26 protein-coding genes are annotated in these 26,701 nt (G+C 67.3%); 10 read left to right on the top strand and 16 right to left on the bottom strand.

Annotation, left to right across the window (positions count from 1 at the left end):
- Positions 1-31: 31 nt before the first annotated feature.
- The 5 genes from ACQR0Z_RS26320 to ACQR0Z_RS26340 form a co-directional block, all read right to left on the bottom strand.
- On the bottom strand, positions 32-3,262 hold the full coding sequence (locus ACQR0Z_RS26320; RefSeq protein ID WP_434920577.1) for an AAA family ATPase: 3,231 nt from the start codon (positions 3,260-3,262) through the stop codon (positions 32-34).
- A gap of 135 nt (positions 3,263-3,397) precedes the next feature.
- Positions 3,398-4,681: a phosphoribosylamine--glycine ligase gene (gene purD, locus ACQR0Z_RS26325; RefSeq protein WP_434856162.1), complete on the bottom strand. Its 1,284-nt coding sequence runs from the start codon at positions 4,679-4,681 to the stop codon at positions 3,398-3,400.
- A 72-nt stretch (positions 4,682-4,753) separates the two neighbouring features.
- On the bottom strand, positions 4,754-5,068 hold the full coding sequence (locus tag ACQR0Z_RS26330; protein ID WP_434856163.1) for a winged helix-turn-helix domain-containing protein: 315 nt from the start codon (positions 5,066-5,068) through the stop codon (positions 4,754-4,756).
- A gap of 4 nt (positions 5,069-5,072) precedes the next feature.
- A complete protein-coding gene (locus tag ACQR0Z_RS26335) occupies positions 5,073-5,621 on the bottom strand; it encodes a hypothetical protein (RefSeq protein WP_434920578.1) in 549 nt (182 codons plus the stop codon).
- 13 nt (positions 5,622-5,634) lie between these two features.
- Positions 5,635-6,558: an alpha/beta hydrolase gene (locus tag ACQR0Z_RS26340; protein WP_434920824.1), complete on the bottom strand. Its 924-nt coding sequence runs from the start codon at positions 6,556-6,558 to the stop codon at positions 5,635-5,637.
- 189 nt (positions 6,559-6,747) lie between these two features.
- Between ACQR0Z_RS26340 and xseA the strand changes: the two genes are divergently transcribed.
- A complete protein-coding gene (xseA, locus tag ACQR0Z_RS26345; RefSeq protein WP_434920579.1) occupies positions 6,748-8,361 on the top strand; it encodes an exodeoxyribonuclease VII large subunit in 1,614 nt (537 codons plus the stop codon).
- 7 nt (positions 8,362-8,368) lie between these two features.
- Here xseA and ACQR0Z_RS26350 read toward each other — a convergent pair whose 3' ends face one another.
- Positions 8,369-9,199 (bottom strand): dienelactone hydrolase family protein, encoded by an 831-nt coding sequence (locus tag ACQR0Z_RS26350; protein ID WP_434920580.1) that lies wholly within the window; start codon positions 9,197-9,199, stop codon positions 8,369-8,371.
- A gap of 172 nt (positions 9,200-9,371) precedes the next feature.
- Here ACQR0Z_RS26350 and ACQR0Z_RS26355 point away from each other — a divergent pair, with 172 nt between their 5' ends.
- Positions 9,372-9,599, top strand: a complete 228-nt coding sequence (locus ACQR0Z_RS26355; protein WP_434856167.1) for a DUF2093 domain-containing protein — start codon at positions 9,372-9,374, stop codon at positions 9,597-9,599.
- Here the strand turns inward: ACQR0Z_RS26355 and lpxK are convergent.
- From lpxK to ACQR0Z_RS26385, 6 genes are all read right to left on the bottom strand, one after another.
- On the bottom strand, positions 9,596-10,603 hold the full coding sequence (gene lpxK / locus ACQR0Z_RS26360; protein WP_434920581.1) for a tetraacyldisaccharide 4'-kinase: 1,008 nt from the start codon (positions 10,601-10,603) through the stop codon (positions 9,596-9,598). The genes ACQR0Z_RS26355 and lpxK overlap by 4 nt on opposite strands.
- Positions 10,593-11,900, bottom strand: coding sequence for a 3-deoxy-D-manno-octulosonic acid transferase (locus ACQR0Z_RS26365; protein ID WP_434920582.1), 1,308 nt, complete (start codon positions 11,898-11,900; stop codon positions 10,593-10,595). The genes lpxK and ACQR0Z_RS26365 overlap by 11 nt, the downstream gene beginning before the upstream one ends.
- Complete coding sequence (locus tag ACQR0Z_RS26370) at positions 11,893-12,648, bottom strand: lysophospholipid acyltransferase family protein (protein ID WP_434920583.1); 756 nt, start codon at positions 12,646-12,648, stop codon at positions 11,893-11,895. Before ACQR0Z_RS26370 ends, ACQR0Z_RS26365 begins: the two co-directional genes overlap by 8 nt.
- 15 nt (positions 12,649-12,663) lie before the next feature.
- On the bottom strand, positions 12,664-12,906 hold the full coding sequence (locus ACQR0Z_RS26375; RefSeq protein WP_006610384.1) for a DUF4170 domain-containing protein: 243 nt from the start codon (positions 12,904-12,906) through the stop codon (positions 12,664-12,666).
- A gap of 66 nt (positions 12,907-12,972) precedes the next feature.
- A complete protein-coding gene (locus tag ACQR0Z_RS26380) occupies positions 12,973-13,719 on the bottom strand; it encodes a 3'(2'),5'-bisphosphate nucleotidase CysQ (protein ID WP_434877653.1) in 747 nt (248 codons plus the stop codon).
- 73 nt (positions 13,720-13,792) lie between these two features.
- Positions 13,793-15,187, bottom strand: coding sequence for a TldD/PmbA family protein (locus ACQR0Z_RS26385; RefSeq protein ID WP_434877615.1), 1,395 nt, complete (start codon positions 15,185-15,187; stop codon positions 13,793-13,795).
- A gap of 284 nt (positions 15,188-15,471) precedes the next feature.
- Between ACQR0Z_RS26385 and ACQR0Z_RS26390 the strand changes: the two genes are divergently transcribed.
- Complete coding sequence (locus ACQR0Z_RS26390; protein ID WP_434920584.1) at positions 15,472-15,996, top strand: DUF6101 family protein; 525 nt, start codon at positions 15,472-15,474, stop codon at positions 15,994-15,996.
- Here ACQR0Z_RS26390 and ubiA read toward each other — a convergent pair whose 3' ends face one another.
- From ubiA to ACQR0Z_RS26405, 3 genes are all read right to left on the bottom strand, one after another.
- Positions 15,997-16,929: a 4-hydroxybenzoate octaprenyltransferase gene (gene ubiA, locus ACQR0Z_RS26395; RefSeq protein ID WP_434856173.1), complete on the bottom strand. Its 933-nt coding sequence runs from the start codon at positions 16,927-16,929 to the stop codon at positions 15,997-15,999.
- A complete protein-coding gene (locus tag ACQR0Z_RS26400) occupies positions 16,926-17,606 on the bottom strand; it encodes a hypothetical protein (RefSeq protein WP_434856553.1) in 681 nt (226 codons plus the stop codon). Before ACQR0Z_RS26400 ends, ubiA begins: the two co-directional genes overlap by 4 nt.
- A gap of 206 nt (positions 17,607-17,812) precedes the next feature.
- Positions 17,813-18,280 carry a hypothetical protein gene (locus ACQR0Z_RS26405; RefSeq protein WP_434920585.1) on the bottom strand — a complete coding sequence of 156 codons (468 nt, stop codon included), beginning with the start codon at positions 18,278-18,280 and terminating at the stop codon, positions 17,813-17,815.
- A 163-nt stretch (positions 18,281-18,443) separates the two neighbouring features.
- Between ACQR0Z_RS26405 and ACQR0Z_RS26410 the strand changes: the two genes are divergently transcribed.
- The 6 genes from ACQR0Z_RS26410 to ACQR0Z_RS26435 all read left to right on the top strand — a co-directional run bounded on the left by ACQR0Z_RS26410 (position 18,444) and on the right by ACQR0Z_RS26435 (position 24,402).
- Positions 18,444-19,193 carry a 16S rRNA (uracil(1498)-N(3))-methyltransferase gene (locus tag ACQR0Z_RS26410; protein WP_434920586.1) on the top strand — a complete coding sequence of 250 codons (750 nt, stop codon included), beginning with the start codon at positions 18,444-18,446 and terminating at the stop codon, positions 19,191-19,193.
- 117 nt (positions 19,194-19,310) lie between these two features.
- Positions 19,311-20,471 carry an ATP phosphoribosyltransferase regulatory subunit gene (locus tag ACQR0Z_RS26415; protein WP_434920587.1) on the top strand — a complete coding sequence of 387 codons (1,161 nt, stop codon included), beginning with the start codon at positions 19,311-19,313 and terminating at the stop codon, positions 20,469-20,471.
- Positions 20,468-21,445: an ATP phosphoribosyltransferase gene (hisG, locus tag ACQR0Z_RS26420; RefSeq protein WP_434920588.1), complete on the top strand. Its 978-nt coding sequence runs from the start codon at positions 20,468-20,470 to the stop codon at positions 21,443-21,445. Before ACQR0Z_RS26415 ends, hisG begins: the two co-directional genes overlap by 4 nt.
- A 71-nt stretch (positions 21,446-21,516) precedes the next feature.
- Complete coding sequence (locus ACQR0Z_RS26425; RefSeq protein ID WP_434920589.1) at positions 21,517-22,557, top strand: glycosyltransferase family 2 protein; 1,041 nt, start codon at positions 21,517-21,519, stop codon at positions 22,555-22,557.
- Complete coding sequence (locus tag ACQR0Z_RS26430; RefSeq protein WP_434920590.1) at positions 22,554-23,396, top strand: ChbG/HpnK family deacetylase; 843 nt, start codon at positions 22,554-22,556, stop codon at positions 23,394-23,396. Before ACQR0Z_RS26425 ends, ACQR0Z_RS26430 begins: the two co-directional genes overlap by 4 nt.
- A gap of 187 nt (positions 23,397-23,583) precedes the next feature.
- Positions 23,584-24,402, top strand: coding sequence for a DUF2076 domain-containing protein (locus tag ACQR0Z_RS26435; protein ID WP_434856180.1), 819 nt, complete (start codon positions 23,584-23,586; stop codon positions 24,400-24,402).
- 84 nt (positions 24,403-24,486) lie between these two features.
- Here the strand turns inward: ACQR0Z_RS26435 and ACQR0Z_RS26440 are convergent, their stop codons facing one another.
- Positions 24,487-25,275 (bottom strand): L,D-transpeptidase family protein, encoded by a 789-nt coding sequence (locus ACQR0Z_RS26440; protein WP_434856181.1) that lies wholly within the window; start codon positions 25,273-25,275, stop codon positions 24,487-24,489.
- Positions 25,276-25,582: 307 nt separating this feature from the next.
- Between ACQR0Z_RS26440 and ACQR0Z_RS26445 the strand changes: the two genes are divergently transcribed.
- Positions 25,583-26,362: a protein phosphatase CheZ gene (locus tag ACQR0Z_RS26445; RefSeq protein ID WP_434856182.1), complete on the top strand. Its 780-nt coding sequence runs from the start codon at positions 25,583-25,585 to the stop codon at positions 26,360-26,362.
- Positions 26,363-26,701 lie beyond the last annotated feature (339 nt).

Raw genomic sequence — 26,701 nt, forward strand, 5'->3', positions numbered from 1 at the left:
TGGTCATACAAACGCCGGCACTCTGCCCATATCATCTTACTTGTTCAAGGGAGGACCTCAGCGCCATCAACAACGGCTGATGCAAATCCGCACCCGTGATCGACAGCAGTCCTTCGCACTCCGCCAGCAAGCGACGAGCATCATCTGCTGCAGCTACATGCGGAGCGGAGCTCATGATGTGTCCCTTCAGCAGCAGGCCGTGCAACTGCGCGATGCGATCCGTTCGTCTTTGACCGACGGCAATGGCCTCTTCGGCCGCCGAAAGAGCCGAGTCCATCCGCTTGGCCTGCCAGAGCAACGCGGCGTAGGACGCCAGCATGCGCGGCTCGAACTCGAGGCCGGCTCTCTTCTGGCGCGCATAGGCGATCGCGTCCTGAAGCTCCTGCGCCGCCGAGGGGAGATCACCCGCGGCAGCGAGCGCGAGACTTGCGCACCAGAGGGCCGCCATGCGGATGTATGGCATGCCCGATTGCTCGGCGATGTCGTTCACGCGGGCCGCGTGGTCGCGCACCATCGCGGCGTTGCCGGTCGCCCACCCGAACTCGACCGAAGCAAAATGCGGGATGAAGCGCACGACGGCGGCCACTTGCTGAGCCGACTCGCCAAGCAGATGGGCCAACTCCTTTTCGACGTCTTCGAAGCGGCCGAGCTGGAGCAGGATCCGCGACTTCAGACATCTGATCCAATATTCGACATCGAAACCCAGGATCTGGTTAGGCGTCAGGCCGAGCGTCACGTTGCTGTCGAAGCCACCCTGGCTGCGAATGACATCCTGGGCGGTCTCGGCCGCGGCCAGCGCCTCGCGCGGGCGCCCCGACATGAAGAACGCCTGGGCCAGCATGGCATTGACGGTGGCGTAACGTCCGACGTCGCCCTCCTCCGACGTCAGCTTGACGGCGTTCTGCACCAGATCGACGTAGTCGTCAGCCGCTCCGGTCGACGCAAGCACCCGGCCATACGCGCCGATGAGAATGGGCTCATGCATCTTGTCGGAAGAGCGCGCATAGCGCAGGGCCTCCTCGGCAAACGGCCTCACCTCGTCGGCCGACATGCCCTCGCGCCATCCGCAATTGAGGATCTGGCCGCTGGCCAAAGCACGCAGGCGATCGACGTGCTCCGACGGCGGCAACGCCTGGAGCATGTTGCGGATCTTGCGCCAGAGCCGAAGCGCCTCCGGCGTGTTGGTGCGTCCGATCCAGCGCGCTGCCCGCTGCAGATGCTCGACGGCCTGCATGGTCTGGCCTGCGAACTCGTAGTGCGAGGCGATCAGGGCGGCGAACTCGTCCTGGCTGCCCCAATCGAGTGACTCGATCGCCTTGGCCACGGCCAGATGCACGCCGGTCAGCCGCGAGCGCAGCTGCATCGCATAGGCCACCTCCTGGATCAGCGGATGGCGGAAGGCGAGCACGCCCATGTCGAATGGCGGCAGGTCGTAGAGCAGGTCGGCCTGTCGCAACTGTGCAAGCGCCTCATAGAGTTCGGCATCGGGGAGCTCCATCACCGGCCTGAGCACCGCAAGTGCGACCGAGCGGCCGATCACGGCGGCGGTTTCGAGCACGCTCTTGGCGGTCTCGCCGAGCCTGTCGATGCGCGCGGCCACCACGGCATGCACGGTCGGGGGCAGCGGAATGGGGCCAATGCCGCCCTTGAGCCGGTAGGCGCCGCGCTCGCCTTCGAAGCCGCCGCTTTCCGACACCGCGCTCGCCAGCTCCTCGAGGAAGAAAGGATTGCCTTGCGCGCGCTCGACGATGTCGCCGGCCAATTGCTCCAGCGATGGATCGTCGCCGAACACGCCGCGCAGCAGCTCGCGCGCCTCGGTGGAGGCCAGCGGGACGATATGCAGCTCGTGAAACAGCGCCCGCTGCATGAAGGACGCGGCAAAACCCGGCCGATAGTTGACGACCAGCAGCGTCTTGGTGCCGATCGTGGCCTCGGCGAGAGCCTCGACGAATTCCTCGCTGGCCTCGTCGAGCCAGTGCAGATCCTCGATCATGATCACGACGGCGCCGTCGGCGGGCGCCGTGCGGAACAGCGTCTTGAAGACGTTCAGGAGGCGCGTCTTGAACACGCCGGGATCGAGCCGCAGCGCGGGCCGCGCCGGGTCGGCGAGGCTCATGAAGTCCAGGAGCAGCACTAGCGCCGTGTCGGGCATGCCGATGGCTTCAAGCTTGTCGACGACACGCTGGCGCGACACCTCCACGGGCTCCTTGGCGCGGATGCCGAAGAAGTCGCGCAGCAATTCCAGCACCGGCTGGAATGGCGTGGTGCGGCTGTGCGCGAGCACGCGCGCCTCGTAGACACGAATGCCCTGCCGGCGGCAGTGCTCGGCGAACTCGAAGCACAGCCGGCTCTTGCCGATGCCGGCGTCGCCGACGATGCCGACCACGGCGCCGCGCGCGGCCAGCACGTCGTCGAGCTCGCGTTCGAGCACCCGGAGCTGGGCGTTGCGCCCGATCAGCGGCAGCAGGCGCTGTCCGCTGCGGAAGACGTCGCTCGCCGGCGCGCTGAGGCGGCCGATCAGCTTGTAGATGGAGACGGGCGACGCAATGCCTCGCAGCGTGTGCGTGCCGAGTGATTCCGCTTCGACAAACTGGCGGGCGCCGAGATAGGTTTCCTTGCTGATCAGGATCGTCCCGGGCTCGGCCATGTGCTCCAGACGGTTGGCCAGGTGCACGTTGGCCCCGGCCGCGTCGTAGGTCTGGTACATGCTGTTTTCGACGACCTGGACGATGACCTCGCCGGTGTGCAGCCCGACGCGGACCTGCAGATGCGGGTCCGCCAGACGCCCGATCGAATCCTGCATCGCGAGCGCGCCAAGGCAGCCGCGCACCGCATGGTCCTCATGCGGCACTGGCGCGCCGAACAGCGCCATCACGCCGTCGCCCTGCGTCTTGTTGACGACGCCGTCGTAGCGGTGAACGGCCTCCTTCATCAGGTTGAGCACCGGATCAAGCCGCTGCATCGCGAGCTCGGGATCGCCGAGGCTGTCGATCAGCTGGGTCGAATCGCGAATGTCGGCGAACAGAATGGTGAGGCGCTTGCGCTCGCCGCCCTTGCTGCTCAGCGTCCTCAGGACGCGCTGAGCGGCCTGGTCGGGCGGAGCGACCCGTCCCGGCAGCGGCGAGCCGCATTGGCCGCAGAAGCGATTCGACGAGTTGTTCGCGTGGCTGCACGCCTCACATCTGAGGCCGAGCGGCTCACCGCAGAGATCGCATGACGCTCTCCCTGGCTGATTTTGCCTCCCGCACCGCGCGCATTCCATGGCCCCTCCGTTCCACGGCGGAACTGAATCATCCCATCACGGCATGATAGTATGGAACTGCCACAGATTTCCGGGGAAACATAGCGTTTCGCAGATTCAAGGCAGAGGCCGGATTTTGGAACCGCCACCGCCGGCTCAGCCGTTGCCGCTCTCCTGAGCCACGGCCTGCCAGGCAATGTCGCGGCGACAGAAGCCGTCGGTCCATTTGATGCGGTCGACGGCCTGGTAGGCCCGCGCCTGCGCTTCGGTCACGGTCTTTCCCGACGCGCACACATTGAGGACCCGTCCGCCATTGGCGAGAACAGCACCGTTCTTGGCGACCGTTCCGGCGTGGAAGATCTCGACCCCGTCGACCTTCGCGGCGTCATCGAGTCCCTCGATCACGCCGCCCTTTGCGTAGTCGCCCGGATAGCCCTTGGCGGCCATCACCACGGTGACGGCGGCGTCGGGAAACCAGCGCAGATCGAAATTCTTGAGCTGACTGTCGCAGGCGGCGAGCATCGCGGGAACGAGATCCGACATCATCCTGAGCATCAGGACCTGACATTCCGGATCGCCGAAGCGCACATTGTACTCGAACAGCTTCGGGCCCTGCGCCGTCAGCATCAGGCCGGCATAGAGGATGCCCTTGAACGGCGTGCCGCGCGCGTTCATGCCGGCAATCGTCGGCAGAATGATGCGATCCATGATCTGATCATGGATCTCCTGGGTCACGAACGGCGTCGGGGAATAGGCGCCCATGCCGCCGGTGTTGGGCCCCTGGTCATGATCGAACACCCGCTTGTGGTCCTGGGCGGATGCGAGCGGAATCGCGGTCTGGCCGTCGCACAGCGCGAAGAACGAGACCTCGCGGCCCTCGAGATATTCCTCGATCACGACCTCGGTGCCGGCGACGCCGAAGCCGCCATCGAACATCATACGCACCGCGTCCTCGGCCTCGGCCAGCGTCTTGGCGACGACGACGCCCTTGCCGGCCGCGAGCCCGTCCGCCTTGACGACGATCGGCGCGCCGTGCTCGCGGACATAGGCGAGCGCCTCCGGCGCATTGTCGAAGCGGCAATAGGCACCGGTCGGAATGTCGTACTCGGCGCAGAGATCCTTGGTGTAACCCTTGGAGCCCTCGAGCTGCGCGGCGAGCCTGGACGGCCCGAACGCCTTGATTCCGGCCGCCTCGAGATCATCGACGATGCCGGCCGCCAGAGGAGTTTCCGGGCCGACCACCACGAGGTCGACCTTGTGGGCGCGGCAGAAGGCGATCACGGCCGCATGGTCGGCGACGTCGAGCGTGACACATTCGGCCTCCTTGGCGATGCCGGCATTGCCCGGGGCGCACCAGAGCTTGGTGAGCAGCGGGGAGCCTGCAATCTTCCAGGCGAGCGCGTGCTCGCGGCCGCCGGAACCAAGGAGGAGAATGTTCATCGTCGAAGCCGTTGCAGGGGGTGTAAGCCAATCTGGACGCCCCAATTGCCCGGCCGTCGCTACAGAGTCAAATCATGGCTCGGACGGTTTGGCGGCGGCGCCAGCGATGATCTCCTGCAGGGTGGCGACGTGCCGGGCGAAAGCGGCCCGGCCGGCCGCGGTGACCGTGACCGTGGTCTGCGGCTTCTTGCCGACAAAGGCCTTGTCCACCGCGACATAGCCCGCGCGCGCCAGCGTCTCGATATGGGCGCCGAGGTTGCCGTCGGTGGCGCCGGTCAGCTTCTTCAGGCGGACGAATTCCAGTCCGCCCGCGGTCGGCAGCGCATTCAGCGCCGCCATGATCTTCAGCCGCAGCGGCTGGTGGATGATCTCGTCGAGCTCCGCCACCCCCTCAGCTCCGCCGCATCCACAGGCCGCCGAGGACGAGGCCGCCGCCGTTGACGAAGGCCATCCACAGCGGGAAGGCCGCGCCGATGAAGGCATAGCCGATCAGGGTCAGCGCAGTGACGCCGAGGCCGAAGATCATGAACGCGATGCCGAACCACAGGCCGGCGAGGCAGTAGAACAGCATGAAGTAGATCGGCCAGAACGCGCCCATCTCGCGCGGCCCGAAATGACCGATGGTCTCGACGAAGGAGCCGAAGGCGAAGAACAACACGAAGGCGAGCAGCGCCCGGATATCGAAGCCGCGCACGCCGGTGCGGAATTTCTGTCCCACGCCGAGCATCGCCGAGCCGGCGATGCCGAGCACGTAGACCGCGAGCCACGCTTTGTCGGCGTAGACCGGGGCGAGATAGGTGATGAGGTTGGCGGGGAACACCAGCACGCCCCACAGGATCATCAGCAGGCTGGAGAGCCTGTAGATCTGCGATTGCCGTACGCGCTTCGTGACGTCCTCGATGTCGCCGAGCGCACGCGCGGCCTCCCGGCTGTCGATCATGGCAATAGACCCTCTAGCGCGTGGCCACGTCCTCGGCGATCGCGTGGATGGCCTGCGGCGCCGACACAATCTCCATGTGATTGACGCCGGCGATCAGCTTCACGTCAACCGCGGGCGCAACCGCATGCACAGCCTCGGCATATTTGTTGGCGAGCATCAGTTCGTCGTCGGCGCCGGCGATCAGGGTCACCGGATGCTTCGCCGCTGTGAGGTCAGCCTTGTAGCCACCGGTCGCGAAGTTGCGCAGCAGCCGATAGCTGTAGGTCGAGACGACGTATTTCTCCGCGTTCGGCCGCACGGCAAAGGCGAGAGCGGGCAGCGCCTCGCAGCAGGACAGGCCAATGCGGCTCAGCACTGCGAGCGCGAGGATGCGCGGAATATCGGGACTGGCCCAGCCGCCTGAATTGTCACGGTTGGTCGGCGCGTCGTAGCCGAGATAGGGCGAGAGCAGAACGGTGCGGGCGAACAGGTCCTGGATCGGTCCGCCCGCGGCGCGCAGCGCGAAGCCGCCGCCGGCCGAATGCCCGAGCAGCACGAGCGGCTGCGCCGGTACGGACGTCCTCACCTCCGCAACGAAGTCAGCGAGGTCGTCCTCGAGCTGCCCGAGATAGCCGATGTCGCCACGGGTGCCGGAGCCGCCATGGCCGCGCATGTCCGGGGCGAAGGTCTCGACGCCACGCGCGGCCAGGGCGTCGGCCAGCGCATGGACGGCGATGCTGGAGCCGGCGGAGCCGTGCACCAGAACCGCGACCTTTCCAACCGGCGTCCCTCGCGCCGGATAGTGCCGGTAGGCGAGTTCGGTGCCGTCGCGGGCCGTGAAGCGCTGCAGGCCGGGCATGGTGCTGCGGTCGACCTGGCCCGCTGTGTTCGAGATCGACTTCAGCTCGGGCGGCCGCACCAGGGGCCGGGCGATCATTGCCCCCAGGGTGAGGGCCATCGCTCCTGCGAGAGCCAACGGCCAGCCCACCAGCCGCACGGCGATCCGAACACCCCTCTTCATCGTCCTCTCCCGTCTTATAATAGAGAACTCTGTAATACAGAGTTATCGAAAAGGCAACGGCTTGATTGGCGATGGGAGCCGAAAGCTCCTACCTTGGCGGCTGCTCCCCGAACCGAATCAGAAGCAATGCCGCCTGCGGAAGCCCTGCCCAACGCGCCCGAATTCACCGTCACCGAACTGTCCTCGGCGCTGAAGCGCACGGTCGAGGACCAGTTCGGGCACGTCCGCGTGCGCGGCGAGATCACCGGTTTTCGCGGGCCGCATTCCTCGGGGCACTGCTATTTCGCGCTTAAGGACGAGAGCGCCAAGATCGAGGCCGTGATCTGGAAGGGCGTGCACGGCCGCATGCGCTTCAAGCCGCAGGAAGGGCTCGAGGTCATCGCGACCGGCAAGCTCACGACCTATCCCAACTCCTCCAAGTACCAGATCGTCATCGAGGCGTTGGAGCCCGCCGGCATCGGCGCGCTGATGGCGCTGATGGAGGAGCGCAAGCGCAAGCTCGGCGCCGAGGGCCTGTTCGATCCCGCGCGCAAGCAGCTCTTGCCATGGCTGCCCGAGGTGATCGGCGTCGTGACGTCGCCGACCGGCGCGGTGATCCGCGACATCCTGCACCGGCTGGAGGACCGCTTCCCCCGCCGTGTCCTGGTATGGCCGGTCAAGGTGCAGGGCGACGGCTCGGCCGAACAGGTCGCGGCCGCGATCCGCGGCTTCAACGCGCTGCCGGAGGATGGCCCGATCCCGCGGCCCGACGTGCTGATCGTCGCGCGCGGCGGCGGCTCGCTGGAGGACCTCTGGTCGTTCAACGAGGAGATCGTGGTCCGTGCCGCGGCGGAGAGCATGATTCCGCTGATCTCGGCCGTCGGCCACGAGACCGATGTGACCCTGATCGACTTCGCCGCCGACAAGCGCGCGCCGACCCCGACAGCGGCCGCCGAGATGGCGGTGCCGGTGCGCAGCGAGTTGATGCAGGAGGTTGCGAGCCTCGCCCGCCGCGTCAGCGTGTGCTGGCAGCGCAGCCAGGAGAGCCGGCGCAACGAGCTGCGCGCGGCCGCGCGCGCCCTGCCCGGCCCGAGCGATCTGCTCGCCATCCCGCAGCAGCGCCTCGACTCGGCCGCCGCCAGCCTGCCGCGCGCGCTCAAGACCAACACCCATGTGCACTTCCGGCAGTTCGCCGCGGCGAGCGCCAAGCTCACGCTGCGCGTGCTGCACGCGCAGATCGCGCACTCGCGCCATCGCCTGATCGCGTCATCCGAGCGTTTGTCGCTGTCGTCGCGTGGCCAGCTGCATCGCCGGCGCGAGCGGTTCGAGGCACTCGATGCGCGCTTCAAGGCTTCGCGCCAGGCCTACGCGCAGGCCAAGTATCAGGTTATCGCACGGGAGCGCGACCGCACCGAACGTCTGGCCGAACGTGCCAGGCGGGCGCTGGTCACACAGTTGCAGCGGCTGTCGGCGCGCGTCGGCCAGAGCGACAAGCTGCTCACCGCTCTGTCCTATCGCAGCGTGCTGGCGCGCGGCTTCGCGCTGGTGCGCGACGAGGCCGGCCACCCGCTGCACCATGCCGCAAGCATCGGTCCGGGCGCCGCGCTGTCGATCGAGTTCGCCGACGGCAAGGTCGCGGCGACGGCGGGCGCCGACCGGCCGCAGCCGTCGGTGAGTTCAGCCGCGCCGAAGCCGTCGCGCGACAGCAAGCCTGCGCCGAAGCGCACGCCCGATCCCGCCGATCAGGGCAGCTTGTTCTAAGGGGCCCTCAGCGCGCCAGCCACTCGGCGACGAGCTTCTGCGCATCGGCGCGCGCCTCGGGATCGGAGCCGACATGGCCGCGCTCGGGCGCCGCGACATCGGCGCCGGCGACCTGATGCACCGGCAGATTGACGCGATCGAAATCATGATAGGCGCCGGGATAGATGACGATGCGGGTCAACGCACTGCGACCGCGCGCACCGTCGATCATCTGCCGGCACGCCGGCGGCGAATAGACGTCGTCCAGTCCGCCGATCAGAACGAGGGTCGGGACTCGCGTGCTCCAGCCGAGGCCGGACGAGGCGCGGCAATCCGGATAGAACGCGACGGCCGAGCGGAAATCCGGCGAGACGTGATCAGGCAGTTGCGGGCGCACCGCCCAGAGCAAAGCGCTGGCGCCGCTGGCCCAGCCCACCAGGCTGACGCGGTCCGGCATCGCCCAGGGCTGCTGGATCAGCCATTTCTGCGCGATGACGATGTCCGCCACGCGCTCGCGCCGGCCGCTGATGCGGCGATCCTTGACGCGGCATTGGGGCCCAAGCCCGCGCGAGCCGTAGCTGTCCGGCAGCAGCACGGCCTTGCCGTCCTTGACCAGTTCCTCGGCCCAATCGCGATAGCGCGGCAGCACCGGCTCGGAGCGGCCCGACAGCCCGCCGCAGCCATGCAGCGCGACGACCGCTGGAAACGGGCCCGTCCCGCGCGGCTTGTAGAGCTGCGCGTGCAGAACGTAGTTGTCCGAGGGGATTTCGACAGCGACCGGCGCCGGCAAAGGCTCCGCCGAGGCGATGGAAGCCGTGGCACAGAGCAAAGCAGCAACAACGGTGATCAGGGAGCGCATCAAACCAGCCGGACGGCGGATATTTCAGCCTAGCTAGCACGGAGTTTCGCGCCAAAGCATCACAAATCGGTGGGTTTGCGGGAGGGACAGGTCCGCTTATCTATGTTACCAGATCATCGAATTTGGCGTGTCGTGTGCCCCTCGGCGGGTGCAGGGATTGGAGATCGCGGACGTGCTCAACAAGTTTGGTCCCTCGGGCCAGGGCGAAGCACAGGTGCAGTATCTGGATGGCGACTTCCGCGTGATTTCGCCCGGAAGCTATGTGCGCTGCGCGATCACCGACGCGCGGATCCCGCTCGATGAGCTGAAATATTGGAGCGTCGACCTGCAGGAGGCCTATGCACTGCCGAGCGCGGTGCTGCAGCGGCATTACCCGGGCGCGCTGAAGGCCAACGGCTAGACGTTCCGCACGTTCAAGCGTTGCGCGACGAGCGCGCACAGCGCGTGCGGATCAGCGAACTGCAGCGTCACGGGAAATGCGGCAATGGCGAGATCTGCCCTCGCCGCCTTGCTGCCGCGAAGACGCGCGAGATCCTTCTCCGTCGTCACCAGGGTCAGCCCTTCGCGCTTCGCCTGTTCGGCCAGCTCGGCGATCTCATCTGTCGAATACGGATGGTGGTCGGCAAAGGCGCGCTCGCGCCTGACATCGAGCCCGGCGGCTCGCAGCGTGCGAAAGAAGCGGCTGGGATCGCCGATTCCCGCAAAGGCCAGCAGCGGCCCGCCCTGCAACGCCTCGACCGCCTGCGGATCGGGCCGCAGCGTGGCCGCAAACACCGGCTTTCCGGCGGCGGAGACGGTCGATGCGACCCGGGCGCCGGCCTCGCCGCTGCCGATCACCAGCAAGGCATCCGTCCGCGCCAGTTGCGGCGGCAAGGGCGCCCGCAACGGCCCGGCCGGGAAAACCTGTTCGTTGCCGAGCCCGCGCGCGCCATCGATCACGATCAGCGCGAGATCCTTGTTGATCGATGGATTCTGAAACCCGTCGTCCATCAGGATGACGGTAGCCCCCTGTGCCTTGACGAGGCCGACGCCTTCGGCACGCGCGCGGGACACGATGACGGGCACGCGCGCGGCCATCATCAGCGGCTCGTCGCCGACATCGGCGGCCGTGTGCGCGGCCGGGTCGACGAGCACGGGACCAGGCAGCCGCCCGCCATAGCCGCGGCTCAGCACCACCGGGGTCTCGCCGATGCCACGCAGGAGATCGGTCAGCGCCAGCACCGTCGGTGTCTTGCCGGCACCGCCGACGTGAAAATTGCCGACGCAGATCACCGGCAGGCCGGCGTCGATCCCCGGCTGCTGCATCCGGCGCGCGGCAACGCTGCCGTAAAGCATCGAGAGCGGAGACAAGAGGCGCGATTGCCAGGACCGAGGCCGGTGCCAGAAGGCCGGCTCACGCGCCACCGGCGGCTCCCATCTCCAGCCTGATCTGCAGGAGATACGGCTCGAGCGCCGACACCGTCCGATCCAGCGCGCCGCCGAGCTGATCGACCACCCGTGTTCCCGCCGCCGCCAGATTGCCGACGGCCGCGGCATCGCCGAGCAATTGCCGGAGCTGCCGGATCAGCGCCTCCTGGTCGCGTGCGAGGCGCGCGCCCGCCGCGCGATCCAATGCCTCGTAGACCTCGGTGAAGTTGAAGACATGCGGTCCATGCACGATCGCAGCGCCAAGCTTCACGGCCTCGATCGGATTCTGTCCGCCATGCTCGACCAGCGAGCCGCCCATGAACACCACCGGCGCGAGCCGGTAGAACAGGCCGAGTTCCCCCATCGTATCGGCGACGTAGATGTCGGTGCCGGCGAGCGGCTGCTCGTCGCGCGATCGCAAGGCGGGCTGCAACCCGGCGCCGGCGATCAGTTCGGCGACGGCGGGACCGCGATGCGGATGGCGCGGCACGATCACCGTGAGCAGCGAGCGATAGATCGTCGACAGGACCTTGTGGGTCGCGATCAGCATCTCCTCTTCGCCGGGATGCGTCGACGCCGCAACGATCACCGGTCGGCCCCGCGTCATCGCGGTGAGGCGGTCGAGCTTGGCCGGATCGGCGGGCGGCGCCGGCACGTCGAGCTTGAGATTGCCGGTCGTCACCACGTTGCGCGCGCCGAGCGCGGAGAACCGGTCGGCATCGGCCTGCGACTGCGCGAGGAACAGATCGAAACGTCCGAGCAGTGCGGAGATCGTGCCGGACATGCGGCGCCAGCGCGGGAACGAGCGCGGCGACATCCGGCCGTTGATCACGACCATCGGCACCCGCCGCGACGCTCCGGCCAGGATCAGATTAGGCCAGAGGTCGGATTCGATGAACAGCCCGAGCGACGGACGCCAGTGATCGAGAAAGCGCTCGACGAAGCGCGGCGTGTCATAGGGCACATATTGATGGATCACGTCGGGCGGAAAGCGCTTGGCGACGATCGCCGCCGACGTCACCGTGCCCGAGGTGATCAGGATGCGGATGTTGAGCGCACGCAGCCGCTCGATCAGCGCTGCCGCCGCCAGCACCTCGCCGACGCTGGCGCCGTGAATCCAGACCAGCGGGCCTTCAGGACGGGTATCGTGGCTCAAGCCACGCCGCTCGTCGGTCCGCTCAGGATCTTCCTTGCCGTTCTTGAGGCGCTGCCGGATCAGGGCCGGCGCAAGCGGCACCGCCGCCGAGGACAACCCGCGGTAGACGCGCAGGGCCATCGGCAGCGGGCTAGCCACTGGCGACTCCCACAGAGTCGGCTCGCGAATTCACCGGCGGCGGGCAGGCGTCGGGACGGCCGACGATTGCATAAGCGCGGCGCATGCATTCGTTGAGCGTGGCCTCGAGGTCGAGGCGCGCCTGCTCCATCATGGCAGCGTCGGCACTACGCGGCACGTTGATTTCCTTGATTCCCACCAATGCGCCGCGGCCGAATGGCAAATTGATGGTCGTGCTGTCCCAGTTCTTCAGGCGGACGAAGCGGCTCGTGACCATTGCGAAGGGCATGATCGGACGTCCTGACTCACGCGCGAGCATGATGATGCCGAGACCCGCGATCCGCGCGCGTTTCGGCACATCGGCAGTCGACGCAACATTATAGTTGTCTTCGAGCGCCTGCACCATCTCCCTGAACGCCCCGACGCCGCCTTTCCGGTGGAAGGAGCCGCCATGGTCGCCGGAGCCGCGGATGGTTCCGATCCCCAGCCGCTCCGCCGCGATGGCGTTGAACTCGCCGTCGCGATGCTTGGAGATCAGCACCTTGGCGCGATAGCTCGGCTTGTTCCTGATGAACGGCGTCAGCAGATGCTGGCCGTGCCAGAACGCGAAGATCGCCGGCATCTGCGGCTCGACGATTTCGTAGACCTCGGGCGGCTCGAAGGTGAAGCGGTTGGTCAGCCACACCAGGCGCAGATATTCGGCCGCGAGGAACCCGACGGCGCGCTGGAACCAGCCGCTACGCAGCGTATTGCGGATCAGATGTTTCAAGTCGTGAGCTTCGTCTTACGCCTTGGCGTCCTGGCCGGGATCGAGCAGCCGGTGCAGGTGCACGATGAAGTAGCGCATATGGGCGTTGTCGACCGTCATCTGTGCCTTGGCGCGCCAGGCGGCATGGGCCGACGCATAGTTCGGATAGACGCCGACGATATCGACCTTGTCGAGATCCTTGAACTCGTTCTTCTCGAGGTTGACGAGTTCGCCGCCGATCACGAGGTGAAGGAGCTGCTGCGAGGCGCTATCTGTCATCGGTATCGTTTCCTAATCAACGCGCCTTGCGGGGCGGCCTGGCCGGCGCGGTCCTGAAGGGTGTGATCAGCTCTGCGGCAGGCGGCGATAATGGCTGACTATGTCAGCATGTCGATCGCGTCCCGCTGCTACCAGCACCCCATGGGCCACGTCGGGACGATTATAGAGGATCGTCTCGCCGGACAATGCGCTCATTTTACCACCCGCTTCCTGCACGATCAAATGAGCCGCCGCAAGATCCCAATCGCGACTTTGCCCGCCCGCAAAAGCGGCATCGAGCGCACCATGCGCGACACGACATAGCCTGAGTGCCAACGATCCGATTCGCGGATGCAACTCAATCCGTGTCGATTCCGGTGCCAGCCTCTCAACCAGCGGTTTTGGTCCGGCGACGCGCGCGAAATCGATGTCGTGGCCCTCCGAGGCGTGAACCTGCGCGTCGTTCAGCGTGGTGCCGCGTCCCTGCGCCGCGAAGAAGAACTCCTCGCTCATCGGGACGTGGACGGCCGCCAAGACGGGCGCACCATTCTCAACCAGGGCGACGCTCACGCACCAGTCATTGCGGCCGCCGAGATAGGAGCGGGTGCCGTCGATCGGATCGACGATCCAGACCCGGGACCGGCCCAGCCTCACCGCATCGTCGGCGCTCTCCTCGGACAGCCAGCCATACTCAGGCGTCGCCGATCGCAGCTTGCGCTCCAGCAGCGCGTTGACGGCCATGTCGGCTTCGGACACGGGCGACGAGGCGCCCTTGGTCCATTTGCGCAGGTCGGTGCCGAACATCGCGCGCGCGAGCTCGCCGGCTTCGCGCACCACCGCCTTCAGGAGTACGGCGTCCGCCGCAAGGCTCTCCGTGCCGAGGCTCTCCGTATCAGAGGTTTCGAACTCACCGTCCGCCAAGCGTCAATCCTTCGATGCGCACGGTCGGCGCATTGACGCCGTAGCGGAATTCGAGGTCGCTGGCGGGCGTCATCGACTTGAAGATCTCGAACAGATGTCCGGCGATCGTCACCTCGCTGACCGCATAGGTGATCTCGCCATTCTCGATCCAGAAGCCGGAGGCGCCGCGGCTATAGTCGCCGGTGACGCCGTTCACGCCCGAGCCGATCAGGTCGGTCACGTAGAAGCCCTGCTTGATGTCCGAAATCAGCTCCTTGGCGGTGACGACGCCTGCTTCGAGATGCAGGTTGAACGGCCCCGGGGACGGCGAGGACGACACGCCGCGATGGGCGTGGCCTGTCGTGGTCAGGCCGAGCTCGCGCGCCGTGGCGGAATCCAGCAGCCAGGTCGTGAGAACGCCGTCATCGACCAGCGCCGTCTGCTTCACCTTGACGCCTTCGGCGTCGAACGGCTGCGAGCGCAGGCCACGCCGACGCAATGGATCGTCGATGATGCGAATCCCCTTCGCGAACAGTTGAGCGCCGAGCTTGTCTTTCAGGAAGCTGGTCTTGCGCGCGATCGAGGCGCCGTTGATGGCGCCGACGAGATGGCCGACCAGCGAGCCGGATGCGCGGGGATCGAACACCACCGGGACCTGGCAGGTCGCAACCTTGCGCGGATTGGCGCGCGCCACCGCGCGCTCGCCGGCGCTGCGCCCGACCGCCGCCGGGCTCAGGAGATCCTCACCATGCGGCGCCGCCGTGTAGTCGTAGTCGCGCTCCATGCCGGTGCCTTCACCGGAGATCGCGGTGGTCGAAATGCTCTGGCTGGAGCGCAGATAGGCACCGTGGAAGCCGTCGCTGGTGACCAGCACCATGCCGCCGATGCCGGCCGAGGCCGAGGCGCCGCCGGACTTGGTGACGCCCTTCACGCCGAGGGCGGCGGCCTCCGCCTCCTGCGCCCGCCGCTCGAGTTCCGCCGTCCCGGGGATCGCCGGATCGAGCAGGTCGAGCTCGGGAATGTCGCGCGCCAGCAGCGCGGGATCGGCGAGGCCGACATATTTGTCGTCGGGCGCCACCCGCGCCATCGCCACGGCCCGCTCGGCCAGACGCGCCACGCCATCGCCGCTGACGTCATTGGTCGAGACCACCGCCTGCCGCTTGCCGACCAGCACGCGCAAGCCGACATCATCGCCTTCGGAGCGTTCGGATTCCTCGACGCGGCCGTCCCGGACCTCGACGCCTTGCGAGATGCCGCGCACCGCGATCGCATCGGCGGCGTCGGCGCCGGCCTTCTTCGCGGCCTCCACCAGCCGCTCGGCGAGCGTTCGCAGGGCGGACTGATCGAGCAGATCCGAATGGGCGGAGGTCGACGTTGCGGCGGCTGAGGAAGGAGAGGTCACGAACACGATCCGATCGATGTCAGGTGGGCGGCGAACACGGCTCAATCCAGACGAAATGTGGCCTCATCACGCCGACTTCAAGCAGGTCGGCAGACACCACGTCGGATTGTCGGCAAATCGGCAAGGTCTCGTCAATCATGCGGGGCAAGCGCTTGTCAATCATGACGGTAAGAGGATCATGCGTGAGGACTGATTAACCAGCCTTCTTAAGCTGATACGGGCGAGGTGCGTGGCAAGGTCTCACGCATCGACCGGGAGCATAATCCCGGCGGGGAGACCAAGCCGTGAGGCGTCAAACAGCAACAGGCGGAAGCGATTCCGCTGGGTCGAGCCGCGTGCTGCGGCTCGACCCTCTTTCCCTGCCCGTCTCGTACAGCGCGCACGATACCCGTGCCGATGGCGGGATCCGGCAGATCGAATTGCACCGGGAGCGGGTGGTCCTGCGCCGTGCCGTCAGCGGCATGCGCATGGCCGTGAATCTCCGGGTCAGCGACTTTCTCGGCATCGCGCTGCGCGAGGTCGACGACACGCAGATGATGCTGGTGCTGGTCCATCGCGACCCCTCGCTCAGCATTCCGCTGTGCGTCAGCGACGACCAGGACGACATCGTGACGGCCTGGGCGATGTGGAGCGAGACGTTCGCGCTGCCGCAGTTGCAGGACAAACGGCGCGAGGCCACGCCACGCCGCCGCCGCCGCAACGCGATCCGCGCACGCCGTCCGCGCTTCCTAATGCGGCGCCGCGTCGGCTACCAGCCCAATCCGGCCTCGGTGCATCGCGGCGAACGCGAGATCATCGCGCGCAACTGATCAGGTTGCGCGCAGCACCGCGTCGACCAGCAGGCCGGCGAACAACAGCAGTCCGGCATCGCGGTTCGATTTGAAGATGCGCAGGCACAGCGCCGGATCAGCAGTGTCGAGACGCCGGATCTGCCAGCCGAGATGGGCGGCAAACGCCGCCAGCCCAAGCCATGCCGCAACATGCACATGTGCGGTCACGAACGCGGCTCCGATCAAGACGACAGCGAGCCCGTAGAAAATCACCAGCGCCAGATGCGTGCGCTCGGCAAACAGCCGCGCCGTCGACTTGACGCCGATGAGCGCGTCATCCTCCGCGTCCTGATGCGCGTAGATGGTGTCGTAGGCGATCACCCACGAGATCGACCCGGCATAGAGCAGCAGCGCCGTGGCATCGATGCGGCCGAAGGCGACGGCAAATCCCATCAACGCGCCCCAGGAGAAGGCGAGGCCGAGCACGACCTGCGGCCACCAGGTGACGCGCTTCATGAACGGATAGACCGCCACGATCAGCAGCGAGGAAATGCCGGTGGCGATGGCGAACCGGTTGAACTGCAGCAGCACCAGAAGCCCGACCAGGGCCTGCGCGATCAGGAAAGCCAGCGCCTGCTTCACGCCGACCTGCCCGGCCGGAATCGGCCGCGAGCGGGTGCGCTCCACCTTGGCGTCGAGATCGCGGTCGGTGATGTCGTTCCAGGTACAGCCGGCCCCGCGCATCACGAAGGCGCCGACGAAATACAGCGCGATCCATACGGGAAGCATGGACAGATCGCCGAGCATCCCCGCGGCCAATGCGGCCGACCACCAGCACGGCATCAACAGCAGCCAGGAACCGATCGGTCGATCGAAACGCGCAAGCCGCAAATAGGGCCGGCTCCAGAGCGGCGCCAGCGTATCGACCCAGTTGCCGGTCGCGTCAGCAACGCGGACGGCGGTGGTGCTCATCGGGTGAGAACGTTGCCGGTCAGCGTATCGAAGGCCGAGCCGCCTTTCTTCATCGTGTTGGCCTCGGGCAACGCAGCCGACGTTCCCAGTACGTCGCTGAGGCCAGGGGCCGCCGGGCCGCCGCCGCCCTTCTGCATCTGGGCCGCCACCGCGCAGACCTTCTTCTCGAGCGCATCGGTGTTCTTGTGGCCGGCCTTGAGCTGATCGGCGATCTGCTGCGGGATGCCGCAGGTTGCGGAATTCTGCTCGACATATTTGATCATCTTCACTTCGGCCTTGCCGAAGTTGCCGATCAGCTTGCAGGCCTCGACAGGCGAGGCCTTGCGGTCGCTGGCAGCCTTGATCAGCTTGCCGCGGCGTTCAGCCTCCTCGCGCAGCGGCATGAATTCCTTCATGCAGCTGTCGGGCGGGCCGCCACGCGGGGCAGCGCCCATCGGCGCTGGTGCAAACCCGCCGCCGCCGAAGCCTCCTCCCCCGCCACCGGGAGCCGGGAACGCGCTCGACGGAGCGGCGGCCTGCATCGGCGGCGGCGCTGCGCCGTTGATGGGAGGAAATGGCGAGCTGCTGGCCGGAGCCTGGCCGGGAAGCGGCGCCGGAAAGGAGCCCTGTGCAAAGGCCGGCCCGGTGCAGAGCACGGTGGCGGCGACGGCGAGCGGCAACAACGTCTTGTGCACGATCAAGGCTGGTTCTCCGGTAAGACCAAGAATCCTCAACACTTCCGGATGAAAGCACGATCCGATCCGGGGCTTTTACGATTCTCGTCCGCCCAGCACAACCGCGGAGTTGATCACGGCCGCGGCGGAGGGCCGCAGTCGACATTTCAAGGCGAAAACGTGGCAGCGCGTCTCAGCTCGTGCCAAACGCCGTTCATTCAACGCCCTCCTCAGGATCTTGAGGCGGATGTGCCGGCAGCGGGAGCGAAGTTCCAGGTCACGGTACAGACCTTGCGCATCACCGCCAGGGTGTTGGCGTGATTCGCCTTGAGCTGATCGGTGATCTTGGCGGGGATGCCGCACATCGAGGCGTGCGCGACCGCGTAATCGATCATCTTGGTCTGGGCGAGCTCGTAATCATGCACCAGCTGGCAGGCCTCGCCGGGCGCGAAGCGACGCTCGGTCGCAGCCTTCAGCAGCTTGGCGCGCCGCGCGGTCTCGTCCCGCAGCGGCGTGAACTCCTTCAGGCAGCTCTCGGGAGGACGAAAACCGGCCACGCCAGGGCTGCCGGGAACCGCGGGGACCGCCGGCTGCGGCGCCGCGGCCGCCTTGTCGTCGGCCCTCACAGAACCGGAGAGCACCACCACGATGACCGCAGCGATGGTCCACATCACCCACGTCGATTGTCTCAAGTTCACGGCTGTTCTCCTCGCAAGCCCCCAAGAAGGCTTCCGGCAGCGCCAGAGTCCCGCCCGAATGGACGACCGCCATTTCCAGAGCTATCGAAGCGGACAAATCTGTCGGCAGCGCGGCGCAAAGGCGCCATCGCCGGTCCGGCTCCTCGTTGCAACCGACACAGACATGCCTGAATACGACTTCACCGCCCCGCGCCTGTACGTCGATGCACCTCTGCTGGATGGCAACGCCGTCCCGCTCGATCGCAACCAGAGCAACTATCTCGGCAACGTGCTGCGGCTCGGCGCGGGAGATCGCGTCCTCGTGTTCAATGGCCGCGACGGCGAATGGCAGGGCGAAATCGCCGGCCGCAAACGGCCCGAGGGCGTGATCCCCCGGCAGCGAATCCGGCCGCAGGACCACCTGCCCGACATCGCCTATGTCTTCGCACCGCTGAAGCATGCCCGGCTCGACTACATCGTGCAGAAGGCGGTTGAGATGGGCGCGGCGCGGCTGGAGCCGGTGATCACCCGGCACACCCAGGTGTCGCGCGTCAACGGCGAGCGCATGCGCGCCAACGTCATCGAGGCGGCCGAGCAATGCGGCATCCTCAGCCTCGCCGAGGTCAAGGACCCCGTGCCCCTGGAGCGCTTCCTCGGTCAACGGCCGACCTCACGCCTGCTGGTGTTCTGCGACGAGGCGGCTGATGTCGCCGACCCGCTTCAGGCGCTGCGCGACGACGCGCCGGCCGGCATCGACCTGCTGATCGGCCCGGAAGGCGGCTTTGCCGTCGAGGAGCGCGAGCTGCTGCTGCGGCAGCCGCGCGTGATCCGGCTGGCGCTCGGCCCGCGCATCCTGCGCGCCGATACGGCCGCGGTGGCCGCGCTGGCCCTGATCCAGGCGACGCTCGGGGATTGGCGGGGCGCAGGCGGTTAAGGCATCGGCCCGATTGTGGCCCGACCCGGCCCTTCCCTGTCGAAACCGTCAAATGACCATGCTAAGGCCAGCCGCCGCCCCGCGAGGGGGCGCCATCCAGTTTGGAACCTGATCGACATGACCGGACCCGCTCCGACCGGACCCGCCGCGTGGGCGGACAAGCTGCTGCAGTCGTTCGCCGAGGCCGGCTACGCGCGGGCGACGCCTGCCATCCTGCAGCCGGCCGAGCCGTTTCTCGACCTCTCCGGCGAGGACATCCGCAAAAGCCTCTACCTGACCACGGACCTCGGCGGCGAGGAGCTGTGCCTGCGGCCGGACCTGACCATTCCCGTCGCGCGCGACTATCTCGCCTCGCCCCGCGCCGGCCAGCCGGCCGGCTTCAGCTATCTCGGCCCCGTATTTCGTTACCGTGGCGGCCGGCCGAGCGAGTTCCTGCAGGGCGGCATCGAATCCTTCGGCCGCCAGGATCACCCTGCCGCCGATGCCGAGATGCTGGCGCTGGCGATCGAGGCGACCGCGGCCGCAGGTCTGGCCGAGGTCGAGATCCGCACCGGCGACGTGGCGCTGTTCACGGCCCTGATCGACGCGCTCGATCTCTACCCGGTCTGGCGGCGGCGCCTGATCAAGGACTTCAATCGCAAGCGCACCTTGGCGCAGGATCTGGAGCGGCTGGCGACCGCCGAGGTCGCGCCACGCAACGAATATGAGGGCGTGCTCGCCGCATTGGCCGGCTCCGACCGCAAGGCGGCGCTGGCGCTCGTCACCGACCTGATGTCGATCGCCGGTGCCACCGCGTTGGGCGGCCGCTCCGTGGCGGAGATCGCGGATCGCTTTCTGGAGCAGTCCACGCTGAAGGGCGGCGCGCTGCCGCGCGACGCGCTCGACCGCATCAAGCGCTTCCTCGCCATCAGCGGCACGCCGACAGAGGCGGTGCAGCAGCTGCGCGCGCTCGCCGCTGACGCGAAGCTCGACATTTCCGCCGCAATCGATGCGCTGGAAGCGCGCACTGGCTTCATGGCCCAGCGCGGCCTCGATGTGAGCAAGGTGCGCTTTGCCACGGCGTTCGGCCGCGGCCTCGACTACTACACCGGCTTCGAGTTCGAGCTGCATCATCCCGGCAATGGCGACGAGCCGCTGGTGGCGGGCGGCCGCTATGACGGGCTCCTGAGCCAGCTCGGCGCGTCCCAGTCCATTCCGGCCGTCGGCTTCTCGATCTGGATCGAGCGCCTGGCCCAGAGCAGCGCCGCGGGGAAGGCCGCGCGCGGGAGAGCATCATGAGCGGCCCCCTCGTCCTCGCCGTTCCCTCAAAGGGCCGCCTGCAGGAGAATGCAGAGGCGTTCTTCGGCCGCGCCGGATTGAACCTCTCCAAGCCGGGCGGGGCGCGCGACTATCGCGGCACCATTTCCGGCCTCGACAATGTCGAGATTGCCTATCTCTCCGCGAGTGAGATCGTCTCGCAGCTGGCGCGCGGCACCGTGCATCTCGGCGTCACCGGCGAAGACCTCGTCCGCGAGGGCATCGCAGATGCCGACAAGCGCGTGCTGCTGATCGACACGCTCGGCTTCGGCGGCGCCAATGTCGTGGTCGCCGTGCCGCAGGCCTGGATCGACGTCCGCACCATGGCCGACCTCGACGACGTCGCCACCGGCTTCCGCGCCCAGCACAATCGCCGCATGCGCGTCGCGACCAAATACATCAACCTCACGCGCAGCTTCTTCGCGCATCACGGCATCGTCGATTACCGCATCGTCGAAAGCGCCGGCGCCACCGAGGGCGCGCCGGCAGTTGGCACCGCCGAGCTGATCGTCGACATCACCAGCACCGGCTCGACACTGGCCGCGAATGGATTGAAGGTGCTGGACGACGGCGTCATCCTGCGCAGCCAGGCCAATCTCGTCGCCTCGCGCGACGCCGACTGGTCGGACGGCCCACGCGAGAGCGCGCGGATCATCCTCGATCACATCCACGCCCGTGCCCGCGCCAGCAAATACCGCGAGGTCCGCACGCGCTTCAAAGGGTGCGACGCAGCAATGCTGACCGAGGCGCATAACCGCTTCGGCGTCGTCGCGCCGTTCGGCGGCCCGACCTCTTCGGGCATGCTGACCCTGCACTGTCCGCCTGCGCAGATCTACGCGCTCGGCAGTTTCCTGCGGGCGCATGGCGCCGAGACGGTGTCCGTAGCGTCGCTCGACTACGTGCTCGACCGCGAGAATCCGCTGTTTGCCCGCCTCGAGGCCTTCCTGCGATCATAAATCGCCGTTCATCGTAGCGACAGGCAGCGGCTGCTACCATATGTTGGTCCGTGAACGAGGACTCCAAAGCGATGCTGGGAACTGACGTGTCCGACCTGACCACGACCGCGGCCGACGCCGCGTCGCAGGGACTGTCGATCGTTATCCCCGCCTACAACGAAGGCGCGGGACTGACGGCGCTGCACGAGCGGCTGAACAATCTCGCGCGCACCTTGCGCCAGCGCTTCGGCCTGGCCTGCGAGCTCGTCTATGTCGACGACGGCAGCCGCGACAACACGCTCGCGATCGCGCGCACCCTGCAGGCCGACGCGCTCGACGTGCAGGTCGTGTCGCTGTCGCGCAATTTCGGCAAGGAGGCGGCGCTGATGGCCGGCCTCGATCACGCCCGCCGCGGCGCCGTGCTGTTCATGGACGGCGACGGCCAGCATCCGCCGGCGCTGGTCGAGCAGCTCGTCACGCATTGGATCAAGGACGGCTACGACGTCGTCTACACGGCCAAGGCGCATCGCGACAACGAGCCGTTCCTGCGCCGCGTCGCCGTGCACGGCTTCTACGCGCTGATCAATTGGGGCGCGCGGCAGAAGATCCCCGAGGATGCCGGCGACTTCCGCCTGCTGTCGCCGCGCGCGGTCGCAGCACTTCGCCAGCTCCCCGAACGCAACCGCTTCTTCAAGGGCCTGGCGAGCTGGATCGGCTTCCGCCAGATCCGCGTCGACTACGAACCCGCGGCGCGCGCGCATGGCGTCACGACCTTCAACGTCACCAGCCTGCTCGGCCTGTCGATCGAGGGCCTGACCTCGTTCTCGGTGGCGCCGCTGCGCGTCGCGAGCCTGCTCGGCATCCTGCTGGCCTCGGCCGCCTTCCTGTTCGGCCTGACGATTCTCTGGGAGACCTTCACCACCGGCAAGTCGGTGCCCGGCTATCCCTCGCTGATGGTCGGACTGATGACGATCGGCGGCGTGCAGCTGATCATGATCGGCATCATGGGCGAGTACATCGGCAAGATCCTGTCCGAGCTGAAGGCGCGGCCGATCTACTTCGTCGCCGAGCACAGCGAGAAGCGCGCCACGCTCGACGCGCGCAGCGACGGCGAGAGGACTGCCGCCGAATGAGCGAGGCGCCGCCCCGGCGCATCTGGCTGTGCGCCGATGACTACGGCATCAGCCCGGGCGTCAACCGCGCCATCCGCGACCTGATCGCGCGCGGGCGCTTGAACGCGACCTCGGTAATGACCGTGGGCGCCGCGATCGGGCGGGACGAGGTCAAGGAGCTCACCAAGGTCGCGGCCGACAGCCCGCGCTGCGCCATCGGCCTGCACGTCACGCTGACCGCGCCGTTCCGGCCGCTGACGATGCATTTTCGTCCGTCCGAAGGCGGCATGTTCCTGCCGTTTCCGAAACTGCTGCGCGCCGGATTGACCCGCCGGCTCGACCCCGAACTGATCCGCGCCGAGGTCATGGTGCAGCTGACGGCGTTCGGGGAGCTGTTCGGGCGCGCGCCCGATTTCGTCGACGGTCACCAGCATGCGCAGCTCTATCCGCAGGTGCGGGAGGGTTTTCTGGCCGCGGTAAAGGAGGCTGCGCCATCAGCCTGGGTGCGCCAGGGCGGCCGCAACGCGCCGCTGCGGCAGCGGCTGGCAGCGCCGAAGGCGCTGCTGCTGGACGTCTTGAGCGCGCAATTCCGCAAGCATGCGCAGCGCGCCGACATCGCCTTCAACCCCGCTTTTGCCGGCGCCTACGACTTCACCAAGGGCTCGGATTTCGGCGCGTTGATGGACGGCTTCCTTGACGCGCTGCCCGAGCATGGCCTCGTGATGTGCCATCCCGGCTTCGTCGACGACGTGCTGATCGCGCTCGATCCCCTGACCGGGCAGCGGGAGCATGAACACGCTTATCTGGCCGGCGAGCACTTTCCCGCGCTGCTCGACCGCCGTGGCGTGACGCTCGCCTGAACGGATTTGGCGGGCCGGCGACGAACAAATGCCAGCTGGCAGCGTTTTCACCGCAATGAAGTTCGCAAGCCCGGAAGACGCTTTGTCGCATACGGAAATTTAATGCGCGGCCCGACTGGCCGAACCACAAAGTCCCCCCAAATGTTGGCCGCGCTTCGCTGGAACCGGCAAGCGGCAGGAGAACCACATGACACCGCAAGAACGCCAACTCATCGACGACCTGTTCGACCGGCTTGCCAAGCTGGAGAGTGCGCCGCGCGATCCGGAGGCTGCCGCCGCCATCTCCCAGGCGCTGCAGCGGGCTCCCAACGCCGTCTATGCGCTGGTTCAGACCGTGCTGGTGCAGGACGAGGCCCTGAAGCGCGCCAATGCCCGCATCGAGGAGCTGCAGCACGCCCAGGCGCCGCAGGCGCAGTCGGGCGGCTTCCTCGATTCGATGCGCGACAGCATCTTCGGCTCCGGCGGCAGCCGCGGCTCGGTGCCGAACGTTCCTCCGCCGCTGCCGAACCGCCCGGTGTGGAACAGCGGCCAGGCGATGCCGCCGGCCGGCTATCAGGGCCAGCCCGGCTATCCCGGCCAGCCCGGCCCCTATGATCAGGGCGGCTACGGCCAGCAGCGCGGTGGCCTGTTCGGCGGCGGCGGTGGTGGCGGCGGCTCGTTCCTCGGCACGGCGGCGGCGGCGGCGGCCGGCATGGTCGGCGGCTCGCTGCTGCTCGGCGGCATCCGCTCGATGATGGGCGGCGGCCAGCATCAGGCCTTCGGCGACACCACCATCATCGAGGAGCGTGGCGGCGGCGGCAGCCCGTGGGGCGGCGGCGATCAGTCCAGCGGCTCGCTGGCGAATGACGCGGGGCTCAACGACATCGGCCGCTCCGGCGGCGACGGCGGCCGGGCCGGCCTGTTCGACCAGGCGAGCTATGACGACAGCGGCAACGACAATGACGCCGCCGATTTCGACGCCGATGACGGCTATGGCGATGACGACGGCGGCAGCAACTACGCGTAACGCGCGCTGACCACCGCGCCACGTACAATGAAAAGGCCGCCCTCTTGGGCGGCCTTTTTGGTGCCGGTCATCGGCCGGCCGGCGTCAGAGCACGATGACCCGTGCGCCGACATTCACCCGGCCATAGAGGTCGATGACGTCCTCGTTGCGCATCCGGATGCAGCCGGACGAGACGTTGGTGCCGATCGTCCAGGGCTCGTTGGAGCCGTGGATGCGATAGAGCGAGGAGCCCAGATACATCGCGCGGGCGCCGAGCGGGTTCTGCGGACCGCCCTCCATGTGGCGCGGCAAATCGGGCCGGCGCGCCAGCATCTCCGGCGGCGGCGTCCAGTCCGGCCATTCGCGCTTGGCGGAGATGGTCTTCACACCCGACCAGGTGAAGCCGGGGCGGCCGACCCCGATCCCGTAGCGCAACGCCCTGCCCTGGCCCTGCACCAGATAGAGGAACTTGTTGGGTGTATCGATGACGATCGTGCCCGGCCGTTCTTTGCCGTCATAGTCAACGATCTGTTTCTCGTATTTCGGATCGAGCGGCCGCTGCGTCAGCTCATAGGCCTCCTCGTCCGGCGCGCCCTGCTGCGGCACCAAGCCGGGCGCCTGCCGCTGCGGCTCGTAGTACGACGGCTGCTGCTGGTACATCGGCTGTCCCGGCGGCAGTGCGCCGCGCGCTCCCTGCGGATCGCCGAACAGGAATTCGATGAAGCCGCCGCCCATGCGCGAGCGGTCGACATAGGCGGTACGCACCGGCGCCGCCGGCTGCGACGGCCCGTTATAGACCACCGCAGGCTGCTGAAATCCCTGGGCCGCGGCACGATCCAGAGCCGCAAAGACGCATGCGCCGGCCAGCAGCGCCGTGGAGAATGATCTGAACATCGACGTACTCTGTACTGTTTCGTCTGAATGCCGTTCGTTGCGCACAGCCGGTCAGGCCGCCGCGTATCGTCAATAAAGAGCAAAACCCGATCGCTTTGGTAAACAGGGAGGCCGCCGGGATTCACCATCGGCGGACATGGCCGTGGATTTGTCAGCTAGCGTTACTTTTGCGTGAAGGCGCAGGCGCATGGTTAATCGCGCGTTTCAGCGACACGCGAACGTTGCGCCCCTGCGGTTCCTGCCGTGAACGCGATGTTAAATAGCCTCTGCATAGAACTGTTCGCAGTAAAAGGTCAGGGACACTCTCATGCCGGTTCGCAAGCGTTTCCGTATCGAAGAAGCCATCGTCGGCCATATGCCGGAGCCCGACTTCGTGGGCGGCGAGATCGGCCCCAACCACAAGGAAATCATGGACGAGCTCCGCGCGATCCGGGCGCAGATGGCCAACGCCATCCGCACCGGCGGAAACAGCACGGCCAACGCCGCCATCGAAGAATCGGCTCAACGCGAGGTCGCCGAGGCGCGCGCGCTGCTCGAGACCTACCGCGCCCAGATCGAGCAGTGCGAGAAGCTCAAGGTCGAGCTGGACCTGATCCACGACGCGATCAACCGCACCAAGGGCGAGATCGCCACCCTCCATGCCAAGAGCTTCAACGGCGAGGAGATGGCCAAGGTCAACGGCGAGCTCGGCGCGGTCGTCGGCGGCACCGAGCAGGCGACGCAGCAGATCCTCGAGGCCGCGGAGGCCATCGACCAGGCCGCCAGCGCGCTCGGCAAGGTGGACTCGGCCGACCAGCAGAAGATCCTGAGCGAAGAGATCCAGGAGCGCGTGGTCTCGATCTTCGAGGCCTGCAACTTCCAGGACCTGACCGGCCAGCGCATCAACAAGGTCATGACCACCATGAAGTTCATCGAGCACCACATCGTGGTGATGATGGACATCTGGGGCGGCGTCGACGCCATCAAGGCGCATGTGCCGCCGATCGTCGACACCCGCGAGGGCGACGCCAGGCTGCTGAACGGCCCGAAGGCGGAAGGCGATGTCGGCCACGCCTCGCAGGACGACATCGACGCGCTGTTCAACTGAGCCGCCGCGGCCTCTGCAACACGAGATCTCAAACAAAAACGCCGGCGTTCCCGCCGGCGTTTTTCGTTTGTCCCGTTCGGCTGAAGCGGTCCCAAGGGCGTGATGTGTTTCCGCGGAATCGAATCCGGAAGATTCGGGCACGCGCCTTATTCCGCAGCGCGCAGCTTGGAGATTAGCTGCCACCCTCCCCTGGAGGGGGAGGGTCGGCTCACATGGAGCGCAGCGGAATGTGAGCCGGGGTGGGGTGATCTCTCAACTGACACCTGTGTCCGCGGCTTCACCCCACCCCGCTCGCCCGCTTCGCGTGCGATCGACCCTCCCCCTCCAGGGGAGGGTGAG

This window comes from Bradyrhizobium sp. HKCCYLS3077, from assembly GCF_051167555.1.
Lineage (GTDB): Bacteria > Pseudomonadota > Alphaproteobacteria > Rhizobiales > Xanthobacteraceae > Bradyrhizobium.